13 protein-coding genes are annotated in these 13,627 nt (G+C 67.9%); 1 reads left to right on the forward strand and 12 read right to left on the reverse strand.

Going from position 1 to position 13,627, the window contains the following annotated elements:
- Positions 1 to 32 precede the first annotated feature (32 nt).
- Entirely contained in the window at positions 33 to 1,070 is a 1,038-nt protein-coding gene (gene trpS, locus ACIP1U_RS01110; RefSeq protein ID WP_400310648.1) for a tryptophan--tRNA ligase, read from the forward strand.
- A 177-nt stretch (positions 1,071 to 1,247) separates the two neighbouring features.
- On the opposite strand, the gene ACIP1U_RS01115 is transcribed toward trpS, so the two are convergent.
- From ACIP1U_RS01115 to ACIP1U_RS01170, 12 genes are all read right to left on the reverse strand, one after another.
- Complete coding sequence (locus ACIP1U_RS01115; protein ID WP_400311723.1) at positions 1,248 to 2,114, reverse strand: DMT family transporter; 867 nt, start codon at positions 2,112 to 2,114, stop codon at positions 1,248 to 1,250.
- A 59-nt stretch (positions 2,115 to 2,173) separates the two neighbouring features.
- A complete protein-coding gene (gloA, locus tag ACIP1U_RS01120) occupies positions 2,174 to 2,581 on the reverse strand; it encodes a lactoylglutathione lyase (protein ID WP_400310650.1) in 408 nt (135 codons plus the stop codon).
- 76 nt (positions 2,582 to 2,657) lie between these two features.
- Entirely contained in the window at positions 2,658 to 3,512 is an 855-nt protein-coding gene (locus ACIP1U_RS01125) for a M48 family metallopeptidase (protein ID WP_400310652.1), read from the reverse strand.
- Positions 3,509 to 4,273, reverse strand: coding sequence for a lysophospholipid acyltransferase family protein (locus ACIP1U_RS01130; RefSeq protein WP_400310653.1), 765 nt, complete (start codon positions 4,271 to 4,273; stop codon positions 3,509 to 3,511). The genes ACIP1U_RS01125 and ACIP1U_RS01130 overlap by 4 nt, the downstream gene beginning before the upstream one ends.
- A 46-nt stretch (positions 4,274 to 4,319) precedes the next feature.
- Entirely contained in the window at positions 4,320 to 4,910 is a 591-nt protein-coding gene (gene gmhB, locus ACIP1U_RS01135) for a D-glycero-beta-D-manno-heptose 1,7-bisphosphate 7-phosphatase (RefSeq protein WP_400310656.1), read from the reverse strand.
- Between the two features lie 31 nt (positions 4,911 to 4,941).
- Positions 4,942 to 7,065: a glycine--tRNA ligase subunit beta gene (glyS, locus tag ACIP1U_RS01140; protein ID WP_400310659.1), complete on the reverse strand. Its 2,124-nt coding sequence runs from the start codon at positions 7,063 to 7,065 to the stop codon at positions 4,942 to 4,944.
- A gap of 35 nt (positions 7,066 to 7,100) precedes the next feature.
- Positions 7,101 to 7,730 (reverse strand): hypothetical protein, encoded by a 630-nt coding sequence (locus tag ACIP1U_RS01145; protein WP_400310662.1) that lies wholly within the window; start codon positions 7,728 to 7,730, stop codon positions 7,101 to 7,103.
- Positions 7,727 to 8,683 (reverse strand): glycine--tRNA ligase subunit alpha, encoded by a 957-nt coding sequence (glyQ, locus tag ACIP1U_RS01150; RefSeq protein ID WP_400310664.1) that lies wholly within the window; start codon positions 8,681 to 8,683, stop codon positions 7,727 to 7,729. The genes ACIP1U_RS01145 and glyQ overlap by 4 nt, the downstream gene beginning before the upstream one ends.
- Before the next feature lie 550 nt (positions 8,684 to 9,233).
- Positions 9,234 to 10,841: an apolipoprotein N-acyltransferase gene (lnt, locus tag ACIP1U_RS01155; RefSeq protein WP_400310667.1), complete on the reverse strand. Its 1,608-nt coding sequence runs from the start codon at positions 10,839 to 10,841 to the stop codon at positions 9,234 to 9,236.
- Entirely contained in the window at positions 10,838 to 11,725 is an 888-nt protein-coding gene (locus ACIP1U_RS01160) for an HlyC/CorC family transporter (RefSeq protein ID WP_400310670.1), read from the reverse strand. Before ACIP1U_RS01160 ends, lnt begins: the two co-directional genes overlap by 4 nt.
- A 133-nt stretch (positions 11,726 to 11,858) precedes the next feature.
- Positions 11,859 to 12,617, reverse strand: a complete 759-nt coding sequence (gene ybeY, locus ACIP1U_RS01165) for an rRNA maturation RNase YbeY (RefSeq protein WP_400310672.1) — start codon at positions 12,615 to 12,617, stop codon at positions 11,859 to 11,861.
- On the reverse strand, positions 12,618 to 13,625 hold the full coding sequence (locus ACIP1U_RS01170; protein WP_400310675.1) for a PhoH family protein: 1,008 nt from the start codon (positions 13,623 to 13,625) through the stop codon (positions 12,618 to 12,620).
- Positions 13,626 to 13,627 lie beyond the last annotated feature (2 nt).

The following is a 13,627-nucleotide window of genomic DNA, read 5'->3' on the forward strand; positions in this document are numbered from 1 at the left end:
ATTCCCGCGACTATTTCGTGCAAGACCGTCCCATGACAGCTCAATCCAGCCAAACCAACCGGCGTCCCGTGATCCTGACCGGCGACCGTCCCACCGGCCCGCTGCACCTCGGCCACTTCGTCGGCTCGCTGCAGAGCCGGGTGGCGCTGCAGGATTCGCATGAGCAATACCTGCTGCTGGCCGACACCCAGGCCATGACCGACAACGCGCACGATCCCGACAAGGTGCGCCGCAACGTGCTGGAAGTAGCGCTGGACTACCTGGCGGTCGGCATCGACCCGGCCAGGACCACCATCACCGTGCAGTCGCACCTGCCGGCGCTGGCCGAGCTGACGCTGATGTACCTGAACTTCGTCACGGTATCGCGGCTGGAGCGCAACCCGACCATCAAGGAAGAGATCCAGGCGCGCGGTTTCGGCCGCGATATCCCGGCCGGCTTCCTGTGCTACCCGGCCGCGCAGGCCGCCGACATTACTGCCTTCAAGGCCCAGGTAGTGCCGGTGGGCGAAGACCAGGCCCCGCTGATCGAGCAGACCAACGAGATCGTGCGCCGCATCAACAACCAGGTCGGCCGCGACATACTGCCGGAGTGCAAGGCTCTGATCCCCAAGTTCGGCCGCCTGCCCGGCGTCGACGGCAAGGCCAAGATGAGCAAGTCGATGGGCAACGCGATCGCGCTGGGCGCGTCGCCGGAGCAGATCAAGGCCGCGGTGCACAGCATGTACACCGATCCGAACCATCTGAAGGTGTCGGATCCTGGCCAGGTCGAAGGCAACGTGGTGTTCACATACCTGGACGCGTTCGACCCCAACACCGAGGAAGTCGAAGCGCTGAAGGAACACTATCGCAAGGGAGGCCTGGGCGACATGGTGCTCAAGCGCCGCATCGAAGGCATCCTGCAGGACATGCTCGCCCCGATCCGCGCCCGCCGCGAAGAGCTGGCGAAGAACCCGGACTATGTGCTCGATGTGCTGCGCCAGGGCACGCAGAAGGCACGCGAGCTGACCCAGCAGACGCTGGAGGAAGTGCGCGACGCGCTGGGGATGTTCTCCTTCGAGGCGCGCCGCTGATCTTGAGGGCGGCCAGAAGAGCCCACCGGTTTTGGGTGCTCCCAGGCCGCCCGAGCTTGCCTAAGCAAGGTGTTCTCCCTCTCCCCTCAGGGGGAGAGGGCCCGGGGTGAGGGGTGGGCTAGCAAGGCGCCACACCAAGCAAGGCCAACGGTTTTAACCCGAACCCTGACGCGCCCCTCACGCCCGCCGATTCACCAGAACAATCCCCGCCAGCACCAGCACGGCTGCCACCGCAAAGCGCGGCCCCACCGCGTCGTGCATCAGCACCACGCCGAAAGCCACCCCGAACAGCGGCGTCAGGAAAGAAAACACCGACAGCCGCGACGCCAGGTAGCGCCGCAGCAGCCAGAACCAAATCAGATAGCTGGCAAACGCAATCAGCACCGACTGGTAGAACAGGCTCGCCAGCACCACGCCGTCGATCTGCACGGTCGCGGTCTGGCCGGCGGCCACCGCCATCGCCAGCAGCAGCACCGCCGATACCGCCAGCTGGTACAGCAGCGTCTTGCTGGCCGGCGCACTCGCCAGCGGGCTGGCGCGCACCACCACGGTGGTAGCCGCCCACAGCGCCCCGGCCACGATGCCCAGCGCATCGCCCAGCAGCGTGCTGCCATGGGCCGACGGCGCTGCGATGCCATCGGCGAACGCCAGTGCCATGCCCACGAAGGCCAGCGCCACGCCGAGCCATTGCCCGGTGTGCAGCCGCTCGCCCGGCACCGCGAAATGCAGTCCCAGCGCGGTGAAGATCGGCGCGGTGTACAGGAACACCGCCATGCGCGAGGCTGTAGTGTGGCCCAGCCCGACAAAGATGCAGAAGAACTCGGCACCGAACAGCAGCCCCGCCAGCAGCCCGGCGTTGAGCGTGCCGTCGCGGCGCCAGATCGGCGTCCCGCGCCAGGCGGCAAAGCCGAACACCAGCAGCGCCGCCACTGCCGATCGCACGCCCGCCTGCAGCACCGCGCCCATCAGCGGCGCGGTTACCTTGATCACCACCTGTTGCAGGCCCCAGGCGGCGCACAGCACCACCATCAGTCCCACCGCCATGCCGTCCAGCGGCCGGCGGGCCAGGGTTTGCGCGTCCACGGTCGCGGTCGATGGACGCGTTACGGGCGGCTGGCGTCGCGGGTGGAATGGCGCTCGATCAGCTCGATCTTGTAGCCGTCCGGGTCTTCGACGAAGGCGATCACGGTGGTGCCGCCCTTGACCGGGCCGGCTTCGCGGGTGACCTTGCCGCCGGCCGTGCGGATGCGCTCGCACGCCGCCGCGGCGTTGTCGGTCTCCAGCGCGATATGGCCGTAGGCGGTGCCCAGGTCATACTGGTCGACGCCGTAGTTGTAGGTCAGCTCCAGCACCGCGGTTTCGCTTTCCGGGCCGTAGCCGACGAACGCCAGGCGGTACTTGTACTCGGGGTTGTCGCTCTCGCGCAGCAGCTGCATGCCGAGAACGCGGGTGTAGAAATCGATGGAGCGCTGCATGTCGCCGACGCGCAGCATGGTGTGGAGGAGTCGCATTTGAGGGCCTTCAACTGTTTTAGGTATTGGAAGGCGCCATTTTAGTGCGTTTGGCCGGAACGCACCGGCTGCTGGCTTAAAAGGTCGGCAGCAGCTCGGGCGGATGCGCGCGCAGCTGCGCGCGGGCGTCGCGGAATTCCGGGAAGATTGATTCCACGGTCTGCCAGAAACGCGGCCCGTGGTTCATTTCCTTCAGGTGGGCGAGTTCGTGCGCTGCGACGTAGTCGATCATCGACAGCGGAAAATGCATCAGGCGCCAGTTCAGCCGGATCTTGCCGTCGGCGGTGCAGCTGCCCCAGCGCGTGGCCGCCGAAGTCAGCGCAAAGCCGGTATGGCGCACGCCCAGCCTCCCGGCATAGACGTCGAGCCGCTCGGCCAGCAGCCGGCGCGCCTGCTGCTGCAGCCAGCCTTGCACGCGGTCCTTGATCTGCTGCTCGTCGGCGTGCGCAGGCAGCGCCAGGTGCAGCACGCGGCGGTCGGCATCGAACAGCAGCGCGCCGATCGGCGACTCCAGCGACAGCGTCAGCGGCTGTCCCAGGAAGGGCAGGCTGGCGCCGTCGCGCCACTGCACCGTGGGCAGCACGCGGCGTGCCTCGCGGTGGCGCCACTCGCCCAGCTTGTTGAAGATCCAGCGCTGCTTTTCCAGGATGGCCGATTCGATGTCGGCCAGCGTGACCCAGCGCGGCGCGGTGACCGACAGGCCGCGGTCGTCGATGGTGAAGCCGATGGTACGCCGCGAAGAGCGCTTGAGCGTGTAGTGCACCGGGCGCTCGCCCACGTGCAGCAGCCGCGCGTTGGGCTGCGGTACCGGCCATGCCGGCTGCGCCGGCACCAGCGGCGCCGCCGGTGCATGGACTCCGGCAGCGGCCTCTGCCAGGGGCAGTTCCAGCTGCGCGCCGTCGGCGTCGGAGGCGGGGCGCAGCAGCTTCATGCGGCAGGCTCTACCCGTGCTTCGCTGCGGTAGCTGTCCGCGTCGATGCGGCGCATGTCGCGCTCGATCCAGTCGGCCACTTCCTGGTTGAGCTGGTCGGCGGTCTTGTTGGCCGAGGCGATTGGGGGGCCGACCGAGATCGTCACCATGCCCGGGTACTTGAGGAATTTGTTGCGCGGCCACACCCGGCCGGAATTGACCGCCATCGGCAGCACCCAGGCACCGGTCTCGACCGCCAGGCGCGCGCCGCCGCTCTTGTAGCGCGTCTTTACCAGCCCCGACGGCGTGCGCGTGCCTTCCGGGAACATGATGATCCAGGCGCCTTCGGCCAGCCGCTCGCGGCCCTGGCGCACGGCCGAGGCGAAGGCGCGGGTGCCTTCCTTGCGGTTGATATGGACCATCTTCAGCATACCTAACGCCCAGCCGAAGAAAGGCACCAGCAGCAGCTCGCGCTTGAACACGAAGCAAAGCGGCCTGGGCATCAGCGCCACGTAGGCCACCGTCTCCCACGCCGACTGGTGTTTGGACAGCAGCACCACCGGCTTGTCGAGCATGCTGTCCATATGCTCATGGCCCTGGATGCGGTACTGGATGCCGCAGATGCCGCGCGCGGCCCAGATCACCAGCCGCGGCCAGCCGCGCACGAAGCGGAAGCGCTGGTCGGCATTCATGAACGGAAACACGATGAAGCAGGTGCAGGCGTAGGGAGGCGTCAGCACCAGCAGGTACAGCGCAAACAACAGGGAACGGAGAAACGTCATGCGTGGGGGCGCAAAAAAGAGGGTCGGTGCCAGCGTCAGCGATGGCTTATTGTGCGGACTCGCGGGTGGCGCCGTCGTTGCCGCCATCGTTGCCGGTCAGCCAGCGCGCAAAGGCGCGCAGGTCGTCATGCACCTGCGTGCCGGGCGGCAGGCCGCCTTTGTCGAGGGTTTTCAGGCCCTTGCCGCTGCGCACCAGGTGCGGCGCGCAGCCGACCGCGACACCGGCCTCCAGGTCGCGCAGCGAATCGCCGACGATCGGCACGCCCCTGAGCTCGATGCCGAAGCGCTCGCTGATCTGCTCGAGCATGCCGGACTTGGGCTTGCGGCAGTCGCAGCCGTCCGCGGCGGTATGCGGGCAGAAGAACACGGCCTCGACGCGCCCGCCAAGGCGCGCCAGCGCCGTGTACATCTTCTCGTGCATGGCGTTAAGCGCGCTCATCTCGAACAGGCCGCGGCCGATGCCGGACTGGTTGCTGGCGATCACCACGCGATAGCCGGCCTGGTTCAGCGCGGCGATGGCTTCCAGGCTGCCGTCGATGGGGATCCACTCGTCGGGCGACTTGATGAACTGGTCGCTGTCGAGGTTGACCACCCCGTCGCGGTCCAGGATGACGAACTTGGGCGGCGTCTGCGGCATGTGCGGCTCCGGTATCGCGTGCTGGCGGCGCTCAGGCGGCCAGCTTGGAGATGTCGGCCACGCGGTTGGCCAGCGCATGCAGCGAGGCCAGCAGCGCCAGGCGGTTGGCGCGCAGCTGCGCGTCCTCGGCCATCACCATTACGTCGTTGAAGAAGCGGTCTACGGCATCGCGCAGCTGGGCCAGGTCGCGCAGCGCGGCGGTGAAATCGCCGCTGGCAAAGGCGGCTTCGACGGCCGGGCGCACCTTCTCGATCGCCGCGTGCAACGCGCCTTCGGCCTCTTCCTGGAACAGCGCCGGGTTCACCGCGCCGACCGGCTCGGTGTTCTTGCGCAGGATATTGGTGATGCGCTTGTTGGCGGCGGCCAGGGCCTCGGCCTCGGGCAGCGCGGCAAAGGTACGCACCGCTTCCATGCGGCCCAGCACGTCGTGCAGCTGGTCCGGGCGCAGGCTGACCACGGCCTCGACCTCGTTGGTGGTGTAGCCCTTGTCCTTCAGGTAGCCGCGCACGCGGTCGTACAGGAAGTCGGCGATGGCATCCGGCGCCGGCTTGACCGCGGCAATGCCCGCGAAAGCCTGCTGCGTCAGCGCCAGCAGCGACGTGACCGACACGGCCAGCGGCTTCTCGATCAGCATGCGCAGGATGCCCAGCGCATGGCGGCGCAGCGCGAACGGATCCTTCTCGCCGGTCGGCTGCAGGCCGATACCCCAGATGCCGACCAGCGTTTCCAGCTTGTCGGCCAGCGCGACGGCGGTGCTGACCGAGCCTTCGGGCAGCGCATCGCCGGCGAAGCGCGGGCGGTAGTGCTCGGAGCAGGCCAGCGCCACGTCCTCGGCTTCGTCGTCGTGGCGCGCGTAGTACGTGCCCATGGTGCCCTGCAGCTCGGGGAACTCGCCGACCATGTCGGTCAGCAGGTCGGCCTTGGCCAGCTCCGCGCCCCGCATTGCGGCCGCCTTGTCGGTGGCCACGCCGGCGGCGTTGAGCGCATCGGCGACATGGCCGGCGATCTGCTGCAGGCGCTGCACGCGGTCCAGCTGCGTGCCGATCTTGTTGTGGTAGACCACGCCGGCCAGCTGTGGCACGCGCGAGGCCAGCGTCTTCTTGCGATCCTGGTCGAAGAAGAACTTGGCATCGGCCAGGCGCGGGCGCACCACGCGCTCGTTGCCGGTGATGATCGACTGCGGCGTCTCGGTGGCCAGGTTCGACACGATCAGGAAGCGGTTGCGCAGGTGGCCTTGGGCATCGGTCAGCGCAAAGTATTTCTGGTTGGTCTGCATCGTCAGGATCAGGCATTCCTGCGGCACCGCCAGGAAGGCTTCCTCGAAGTGGCAGGCGTAGACCACCGGCCATTCCACCAGCGAGTTGACTTCATCGAGCAGCGACTCGGGCATGATCACCTGGTCGGCGCCGGCCTCGGCCAGCAATGCGGCACGCATGCGCTCGCGGCGTTCGGCATAGCTGGCAAGCACGCGGCCGGCCGATTCCAGCTGCTTCGCGTAGTCGTTGGCATGCGTGATCTCGATCGTGCCATGGGACAGGAAGCGGTGGCCCTGCGTCACGTTGCTGGCCTGCAGGCCCAGCAACGACACCGGCAGGATCTCGCTGCCGAACAGCGCGATCAGGCTGTGCGCCGGGCGCACGAAATGCACGGTGCTGCCGTCCGGGCGCTGGTAGCTCATCACCTTGGGGATGGGCAGCTTGGCAATGGTGTCTTCCAGCGCTGCCTGCAGGCCCGCGGCCAGCTCCGCGCCACGCGCGGTGTAGCGGTAGAAAAAGGCTTCTGCCTTGCCGTCCGAGGCGCGCTCCAGCGACTGCCAGTCGATCTCGGCGACGCCGACCGACTTGGCCAGCGCGGCCAGCTTCTTGGCCAGCGGCGGGGTGGGCTCGCCGTTGGCGCCAAGCGCCACCGACAGCGGCAGGACCTTTTCGCGCTGCTCGCGGTCGGGCGCGCTGCGGCGCACGCCCGACACCAGCGCGGCCAGCCGCCGCGGCGTGGCGAACGGCGTCACGGTGGCGCCCGGCTCAAGCAGGTCGCGCTCGCCCAGGCCGCCGAACAGGCCCTGCGCGAAGGCGTCGCCCAGACGCGCCAGCGCCTTGGGTGGCAGCTCTTCGGTGAACAGTTCGATCAGCAGCGAGTCGGTCATGGGTTGCGACATGAATCGTATCCAACAGGTTGTGGCGCGCGCCGCTGTCAGCAGCGCGGCGAATGATTAGGTTCCACTCCGGACAGCAGCCACAGGCCGTTCTGTTGCCGGAATTGCAGCGTGGTGAAGGCGCATTGCGCGGCCGCCGCGGCGCTGGCCGCGCCGTTACTGCCGCCGCGGCTGCCCGCTGCGGGAAAGCGCGCGTCGATACGGCGCAGGCGCTTGTCGTAGCGGATCTCGTCGATGCGCCCGCCCACCCAGAAATCGATCTTCGGCGGCAGCTGTGCCGCCGACCAGTAGGTCTTGGTCTTGCGCCGGGTGCGGCCGTTGGTGGTTTCCACCTCCACCCAGGTCAGCGGGTAACGGATCGCGCTTTCATAGGCGCGCAGCGGCACGCGGTGCCAGCCCAGGTCGCGCTGGCCCGACAGGTCGCAGGCGAACGAGCGCACCAGTTGCGTCCACTGGTCGAGCGCGTTCAGCGACGGGCGCCAGTGGCGCGACATGGCCAGCTGCAGCGCCTGCGGGTCGGCCTCGCATACATTGCTCAGTTCGGCCGGCAGCAGCAACGCCTGCGGGGCGGGGGCGGCCACGGCGCGCGCGGCGGCGGCATTGCCGGCGGCGGACAGCGTGGCGATGGCGAAGGCGCAGCACAGCGCGCTGCGCGCCAGTTGCGTCATGCCCGGGCTCCGCCGTTGCCGCACATCGGGAAGCCGAGGGCCTCGCGCGAATCGTAGTAGGCCTGCGCCACCTGGCGCGACAGGTTGCGGATGCGGCCGATATAGGCGGCACGCTCGGTCACCGAGATGGCGCCGCGGGCGTCCAGCAGGTTGAACGTGTGCGCGGCCTTCAGTACCTGCTCATAGGCGGGCAGCGCCAGGCGCGCGCCGGCGGCCTGGCTCCCGTCGGTGCCGTCGGCGCCTTCGGCATTGCCCATCAGGCGCTTGGCCTCGCCCTCGTGCTCGGCGAAATGGCGGAACAGGATTTCGGTGTTGCTGTGCTCGAAATTGTAGGTCGACTGCTCGACTTCGTTCTGGTGGTACACGTCGCCGTAGGTCAGGCGGCGCGTCTCGCCATTCTCGACCCATTCGGTCCAGACCAGGTCGAAGACGTTCTCGACCTTCTGCAGGTACATCGCCAGGCGTTCGATGCCGTAGGTGATCTCGCCCGTGATCGGCTTGCAGTCGATGCCGCCGACCTGCTGGAAGTAGGTGAACTGGGTCACTTCCATGCCGTTGAGCCAGACTTCCCAGCCCAGGCCCCACGCTCCCAGCGTCGGGTTCTCCCAGTCGTCTTCGACGAAGCGGATGTCGTTCTGCTTCAGGTCCAGGCCCAGTGCCTCCAGCGAGCCCAGGTACAGCTCGAGGATGTTCTCGGGCGCGGGCTTGAGCACCACCTGGTATTGGTAGTAGTGCTGCAGGCGGTTGGGGTTCTCGCCATAGCGGCCGTCTTTCGGGCGCCGTGAAGGCTGCACGTAGGCGGCGCGCCACGGCTCGGGGCCGATCGCGCGCAGGAAGGTATGCACGTGGGAAGTGCCGGCGCCGACCTCCAGATCGATGGGTTGCAACAGCGCGCAACCCTGCCGGTCCCAGTAGGCCTGCAGGGTCAGAATCATTTGTTGGAAGGTCAGCATATGAAGACTAGGTAGTGGCTGATCGGTCGGCTGGGGCGAAGTTGCGCCGCCCCGGCGTACTGGCGGCGCAGCGCGTGCCGGGGCCGCCGCATACGGATTTTGCCAAACCCTGAATTCTATCGGCTTTTTGGCCGCTCGCCCCGATTGGCGGGGTGTGGGCAGGTGCGCGGAGGTGTCAGCGGATGTCGGCCTTTCGCAACGCATGGGGAAAATACCGACCCCGTTTTCAAGTTGCGGGAACGCTAGCCGATAACGTTTTTGTATACAGTATGAGTAAGCAACCCGTTCAGAGTGTTGCGGTTGGCAGGGCTTAGCCGTCCTGCCGGTAGACAATTAATAGTGGGGACTTGGGATCATGACACTCCTTTCTCGCAAACCTTACCTGGTCGCAATCGCGGTCATGATCGCCGCGGCAGCCATATCGGTGGCGACCGGGCTGCTGAACTGACGTAGCCGGCGCGCGCCTGGCGCGCCACGGGTGCCGCGAATTCGCGCGATCAGCGGGATCCGCGGCGGAAAGCCCGACGCGCCAGCAGCGCCACGCCGGGCTTCAGGCTGCGCGCCGCGAGCACCACGCGGCCGCGCCCAGCACCAGCGCAAAGAGCGCCAGCACCGGCGTGTTCCCCCAGCGGATATACGGGGTCAGCCCCTGCATGCCCTGCACCTCGGCCACCAGCGTGCCGACGGTGAAGGTCGGCAGGCGCGCCTGCACAGTGCCGTCCGGGCGCACCACCGCGGTCATGCCGGTATTGGTCGAGCGCAGCATCGGGCGGCGCGTTTCCAGCGCGCGCATGCGCGAGATCTGCAGGTGCTGGTCCAGTGCGATGGTGTCGCCGAACCAGGCCAGGTTGGTCAGGTTGGCCAGCACGTTGGCGGGCGCGGTTTGCTGGCGCAGCGTCTGCGCGATCTCCTCGCCAAACAGATCCTCGTAGCAGATATTGGGCGCCACGTGCACGCCGCGCACCGGCAACGAAGGCTGGTCGAGCCCGCCGCGGCGGAAATCGCCCAGCGGCATCTTCATCATGTCGACGAACCAGCGGAAGCCCAGCGGAATGAACTCGCCGAACGGCACCAGGTGGTGCTTGTTGTAGCGGTACAGCCGCTCCGTCAGCGGCCCCAGCCCGAACACGCTGTTGGTGAAATCGACCGGCGAATCGGCTCCGGCCGCGCCAAACAGCACCGTGGTGCCGCTCTGCAGCGCGTAGTCCCGCACCGCCACGGCGATGTCGACCGGCAGTTCCTGCAGGATCACCGGGAAGGCGGTTTCGGGCGTCACCACCAGGTCGGCGGGCGCGGCGGTGATCATGTCGCGGTATAGCGCGATCGAGCGCTGGATACCGGCGGCCTCGAACTTGATGTCCTGCGGCACATTGCCCTGCAGCAGCCGCACCGTCAGCGGCTTGCCGGCCGGCGTGGTCCAGGCCAGCGGCGACAGCGCGGCGCCAAGTGCCGGTAGCAGAAGTGCCAGCGCCAGCGGCACGACGGCACGCGTGCGCGCACCGTGCCCCAGTCCGCGCACGGCCCCGGCCAGCAAGGCCGCGACCGCGGCCGCCAGCGCCCCGATGCCGTAGACGCCGACCAGCGGCGCAAAGCCGGCAAGCGGCCCGTCGGTATGGGCATAGCCGCCCGACAGCCACGGGAAACCGGTGAAGACAACGCCGCGCAGCCACTCCGACAGCCCCCACGCGGCACCGAACGCCAGTGGCGCCAGCAGCGCCGCGGCCCATGTGCCGGCTCGCAGCCGTGCAGTCTGCCGGTGCCACAGCGCGCCCGCCAGCGCCGGCCACAGTGCCAGGTAGCCCGAGAACAGCACCACCGCCAGCGCTGCCATCCACGCCGGCATCTCGCCGTAGACGTGCATGCTGATATAGAGCCACCAGATGCCGGACAGGAACCAGCCCAGGCCGAAGGCATATCCGGTGGCCGCGGCGATGCGCGCGCGCGGCGCGTCGGCCATCAGTGCGGCCAGGCCGGCCAGCGACAGGATCTGCAGCCACCACCAGTCATGCGGGGCGAAGGCCTGCGTATGGGCAATGCCGAGCACGCCGGCCAGCAGCAGGCGCCCCATGGCGGCGGCGCGCGAGCGCGCGCCGGGCACGCTGCCGGCACCGGCGTCGGCAGCGGCGGCGCCGTTGGGGATCGGGGCGGGACGCTTCATGCGCCGGCAGCGCTCGCGCCGTCAGCGAGGGATTCGCGGCGCACCTGCAGCAGGTGCACCTGCCGCGCGTCGGCGCGCAGCACTTCAAAGCGGATCGGCGGCAGGATGATGACCTCGCCGCGGTGGGGCACGTGGCCCACATGGTTGGACAGCAATCCGCCCACGGTGTCGACGTCGTGGTCGGAAAAGCCGGTGCCGAAGGCCTCGTTGAACTGGGCGATCTCGGTCAGGCCGTGCACGCGCCAGCTGCCGTCGGGCATGAGCAGGATATTGTCCTGGTCTTCGTCCAGGTCGAACTCATCCTCGATATCGCCGACGATCTGCTCGAGCACGTCTTCGATCGTCACCAGCCCGGCCACGCCGCCGTATTCGTCGACGACGATGGCGATATGGTTGCGGTTGATGCGGAACTCGCGCAGCAGGATATTCAGGCGCTTGGATTCGGGGATGAACACCGCCGGGCGCAGCGTGTCGCGCAGGTCGAAGGCGGGATCGGTGTAGTAGCGCAGCAGGTCCTTGGCCAGCAGGATGCCGATGATGTTGTCGCGGCTGCCTTCATAGACCGGGAAGCGCGAGTGCGCGGTCTGCTGCATGAACGGGATGAAGGTCTCCGGCGCGTCGACGATATTGACCATATCCATCTGCGCGCTTGGCACCATGATGTCGCCGGCGGTCAGTTCGGAGACCTGGAACACGCCCTCGATCATCGACAGCGAATCCGCGTCGATCAGGTTGCGCTCATGCGCGTCCTGGAGCACTTCGAGCAGTTCTACGCGGGTGTCCGGCTCAGGGGAGATCAGGTCTGACAGGCGTTCGAGAAGCGATCTGGGGCGATCGACCTGCTTCAGGTAGGCGGGCTTCGAACTGGGATAGGGGTCGTTCATTTCGCGGCGAGCGCGTGGTGGAGATCGACTGAAGGATACACCAAAAGGCTGTCGGTCCCGTGACAGCCGCCGGGTAGCGGCTGCTGAATGTGATGCTGGAGGCGCCAGTCTGGCGCCGCCGGTGCGCCGTCAATCACGCGGTGCCGGTGCGCTCGGCGAGGTAGGGATCCGCGTAGCCCAGCGCCTGCAGGGTCTCGGTCTCGATCGCCTCCATTTCCTCGGCCTCGGCGTCTTCCTCGTGCTCGTACCCCTGGGCATGCAGCACGCCGTGCACGATCAGGTGCGCATAGTGCGCTTCCAGCGGCTTGCGCTGCTCGCGGGCCTCGGCTTCGACCACCGGGCAGCACAGCACGATATCGCCGGTCACCGGGTCGTCATTGTTCTCCGCATAGGCAAAGGTCAGTACGTTGGTGGCGTAGTCCTTGCCGCGGTAGGTACGGTTGAGCAAGCGGCCTTCCTCCTCGCCGACGAAGCGGATCGTCAGCGCGGCATCGGCATACAGCGCCGACTTGACCCAGGTTTCGATCTTCTTGCGCGGCGGCAGGCCGTCTTGCTTGATGCCGTTGCCTTGCTGGATTTCCAGCTCCAGCGCCGGCGGCGTGGCCGGGGTGCCGGTGGTGGTCACGACCGGCGTGGCGGTCACGGCCACGGACAGCGAGTCATGGTTGTCCGGGCGCACCAGCAGGCCGGCCTGCTGGTGGGTGTCGGTGTGCTCGGCCAGCAGCGCGACCACGCCGTCGGCGGCCTGCGACAGGTCCAGCGTCAGGCTGCGGCCGTCGGGCAACTGCACGCGCAGCGCGTGCGCGGTGCTCTTGCGCGCGCGGCCTTCGCCATCGAACAGGGTCAGGCTGACGCCGGGGGCCTTGGATTTCTGGTTTTTCGGGGATTTCAATTACGCGTCCTTGTGCTGGGCGTGGTATTCCTCATAGGCATCAACGATGCGCGCCACCAGCGGATGGCGCACCACGTCGATGCTGGTAAAGCGGGTGCAGGCGATGCCGCGCACGTCGCGCAGCACATGCAGCGCGTCCACCAGGCCGCTCTTCTGTCCCTTGGGCAGGTCGATCTGGGTGATGTCGCCGGTGATCACCGCCTTGGAGCCGAAGCCGATCCGGGTCAGGAACATCTTCATCTGCTCGGGCGTGGTGTTCTGGGCCTCGTCCAGGATGATGAATGCGTGGTTCAGCGTGCGCCCGCGCATATAGGCCAGCGGCGCGATCTCGATCATCTGGCGCTCGAACATCTTCAGCGTGCGGTCGAAGCCAAGCAGGTCGTACAGCGCGTCATACAGCGGCCGCAGGTATGGATCGACCTTCTGCGCCAGGTCGCCGGGCAGGAAGCCCAGGCGCTCGCCGGCCTCCACCGCCGGGCGCGTCAGCACGATGCGCTTGACCGCGTCGCGCTCCAGCGCGTCGACCGCGCAGGCCACCGCCAGGTAGGTCTTGCCGGTGCCGGCCGGGCCGATGCCCATCGTCAGGTCGTGCGACAGGATATTGCGCAGGTACTCGCGCTGCGCCACGGTGCGGCCCTGCAGGCCGGTGCGGCGGGTGTGCAGCACCGGCGATTCGTCGTCGAACTCGCGCTCGTCGTCGTTGCGGTTGTCGTCGTCATTGCCCGGCAGGTAGCTGCCATGCGCGCTGAGCTGGCGTGTCTCGACAAGGCCGAGCTGCACGTCGTCGATCGACAGCGGCGTGCGCGCATGGTTATAGAAGCGCTCCAGCGCCAGCGCGGCGTCCTGCGCATGGTTGCCGCGCACCGTCATGCGATGGCCGCGCCGCTGGATGGTCACGTCCAGCGCCTGCTCGATCTGACGCAGGTTTTCGTCGAGCGGCCCGCACAGGTTCTGCAGCCGGGTGTTGTCGTCCTTGGGGGCGACGAATTCTGCGGAAGGGATCTTCATCG

The sequence above is a fragment of the Cupriavidus sp. NPDC089707 genome (genome assembly GCF_044748965.1).
GTDB lineage: Bacteria > Pseudomonadota > Gammaproteobacteria > Burkholderiales > Burkholderiaceae > Cupriavidus.

Coding starts and splice junctions, on each gene's coding strand:
- trpS (WP_400310648.1), top strand. CDS start 33: ATGACAGCTCAATCCAGCCAAACCAACCGGCGTCCCGTGATCCTGACC.
- ACIP1U_RS01115 (WP_400311723.1), bottom strand. CDS start 2,114: ATGGCGGTGGGACTGATGGTGGTGCTGTGCGCCGCCTGGGGCCTGCAA.
- gloA (WP_400310650.1), bottom strand. CDS start 2,581: ATGCGACTCCTCCACACCATGCTGCGCGTCGGCGACATGCAGCGCTCC.
- ACIP1U_RS01125 (WP_400310652.1), bottom strand. CDS start 3,512: ATGAAGCTGCTGCGCCCCGCCTCCGACGCCGACGGCGCGCAGCTGGAA.
- ACIP1U_RS01130 (WP_400310653.1), bottom strand. CDS start 4,273: ATGACGTTTCTCCGTTCCCTGTTGTTTGCGCTGTACCTGCTGGTGCTG.
- gmhB (WP_400310656.1), bottom strand. CDS start 4,910: ATGCCGCAGACGCCGCCCAAGTTCGTCATCCTGGACCGCGACGGGGTG.
- glyS (WP_400310659.1), bottom strand. CDS start 7,065: ATGTCGCAACCCATGACCGACTCGCTGCTGATCGAACTGTTCACCGAA.
- ACIP1U_RS01145 (WP_400310662.1), bottom strand. CDS start 7,730: ATGACGCAACTGGCGCGCAGCGCGCTGTGCTGCGCCTTCGCCATCGCC.
- glyQ (WP_400310664.1), bottom strand. CDS start 8,683: ATGCTGACCTTCCAACAAATGATTCTGACCCTGCAGGCCTACTGGGAC.
- lnt (WP_400310667.1), bottom strand. CDS start 10,841: ATGAAGCGTCCCGCCCCGATCCCCAACGGCGCCGCCGCTGCCGACGCC.
- ACIP1U_RS01160 (WP_400310670.1), bottom strand. CDS start 11,725: ATGAACGACCCCTATCCCAGTTCGAAGCCCGCCTACCTGAAGCAGGTC.
- ACIP1U_RS01170 (WP_400310675.1), bottom strand. CDS start 13,625: ATGAAGATCCCTTCCGCAGAATTCGTCGCCCCCAAGGACGACAACACC.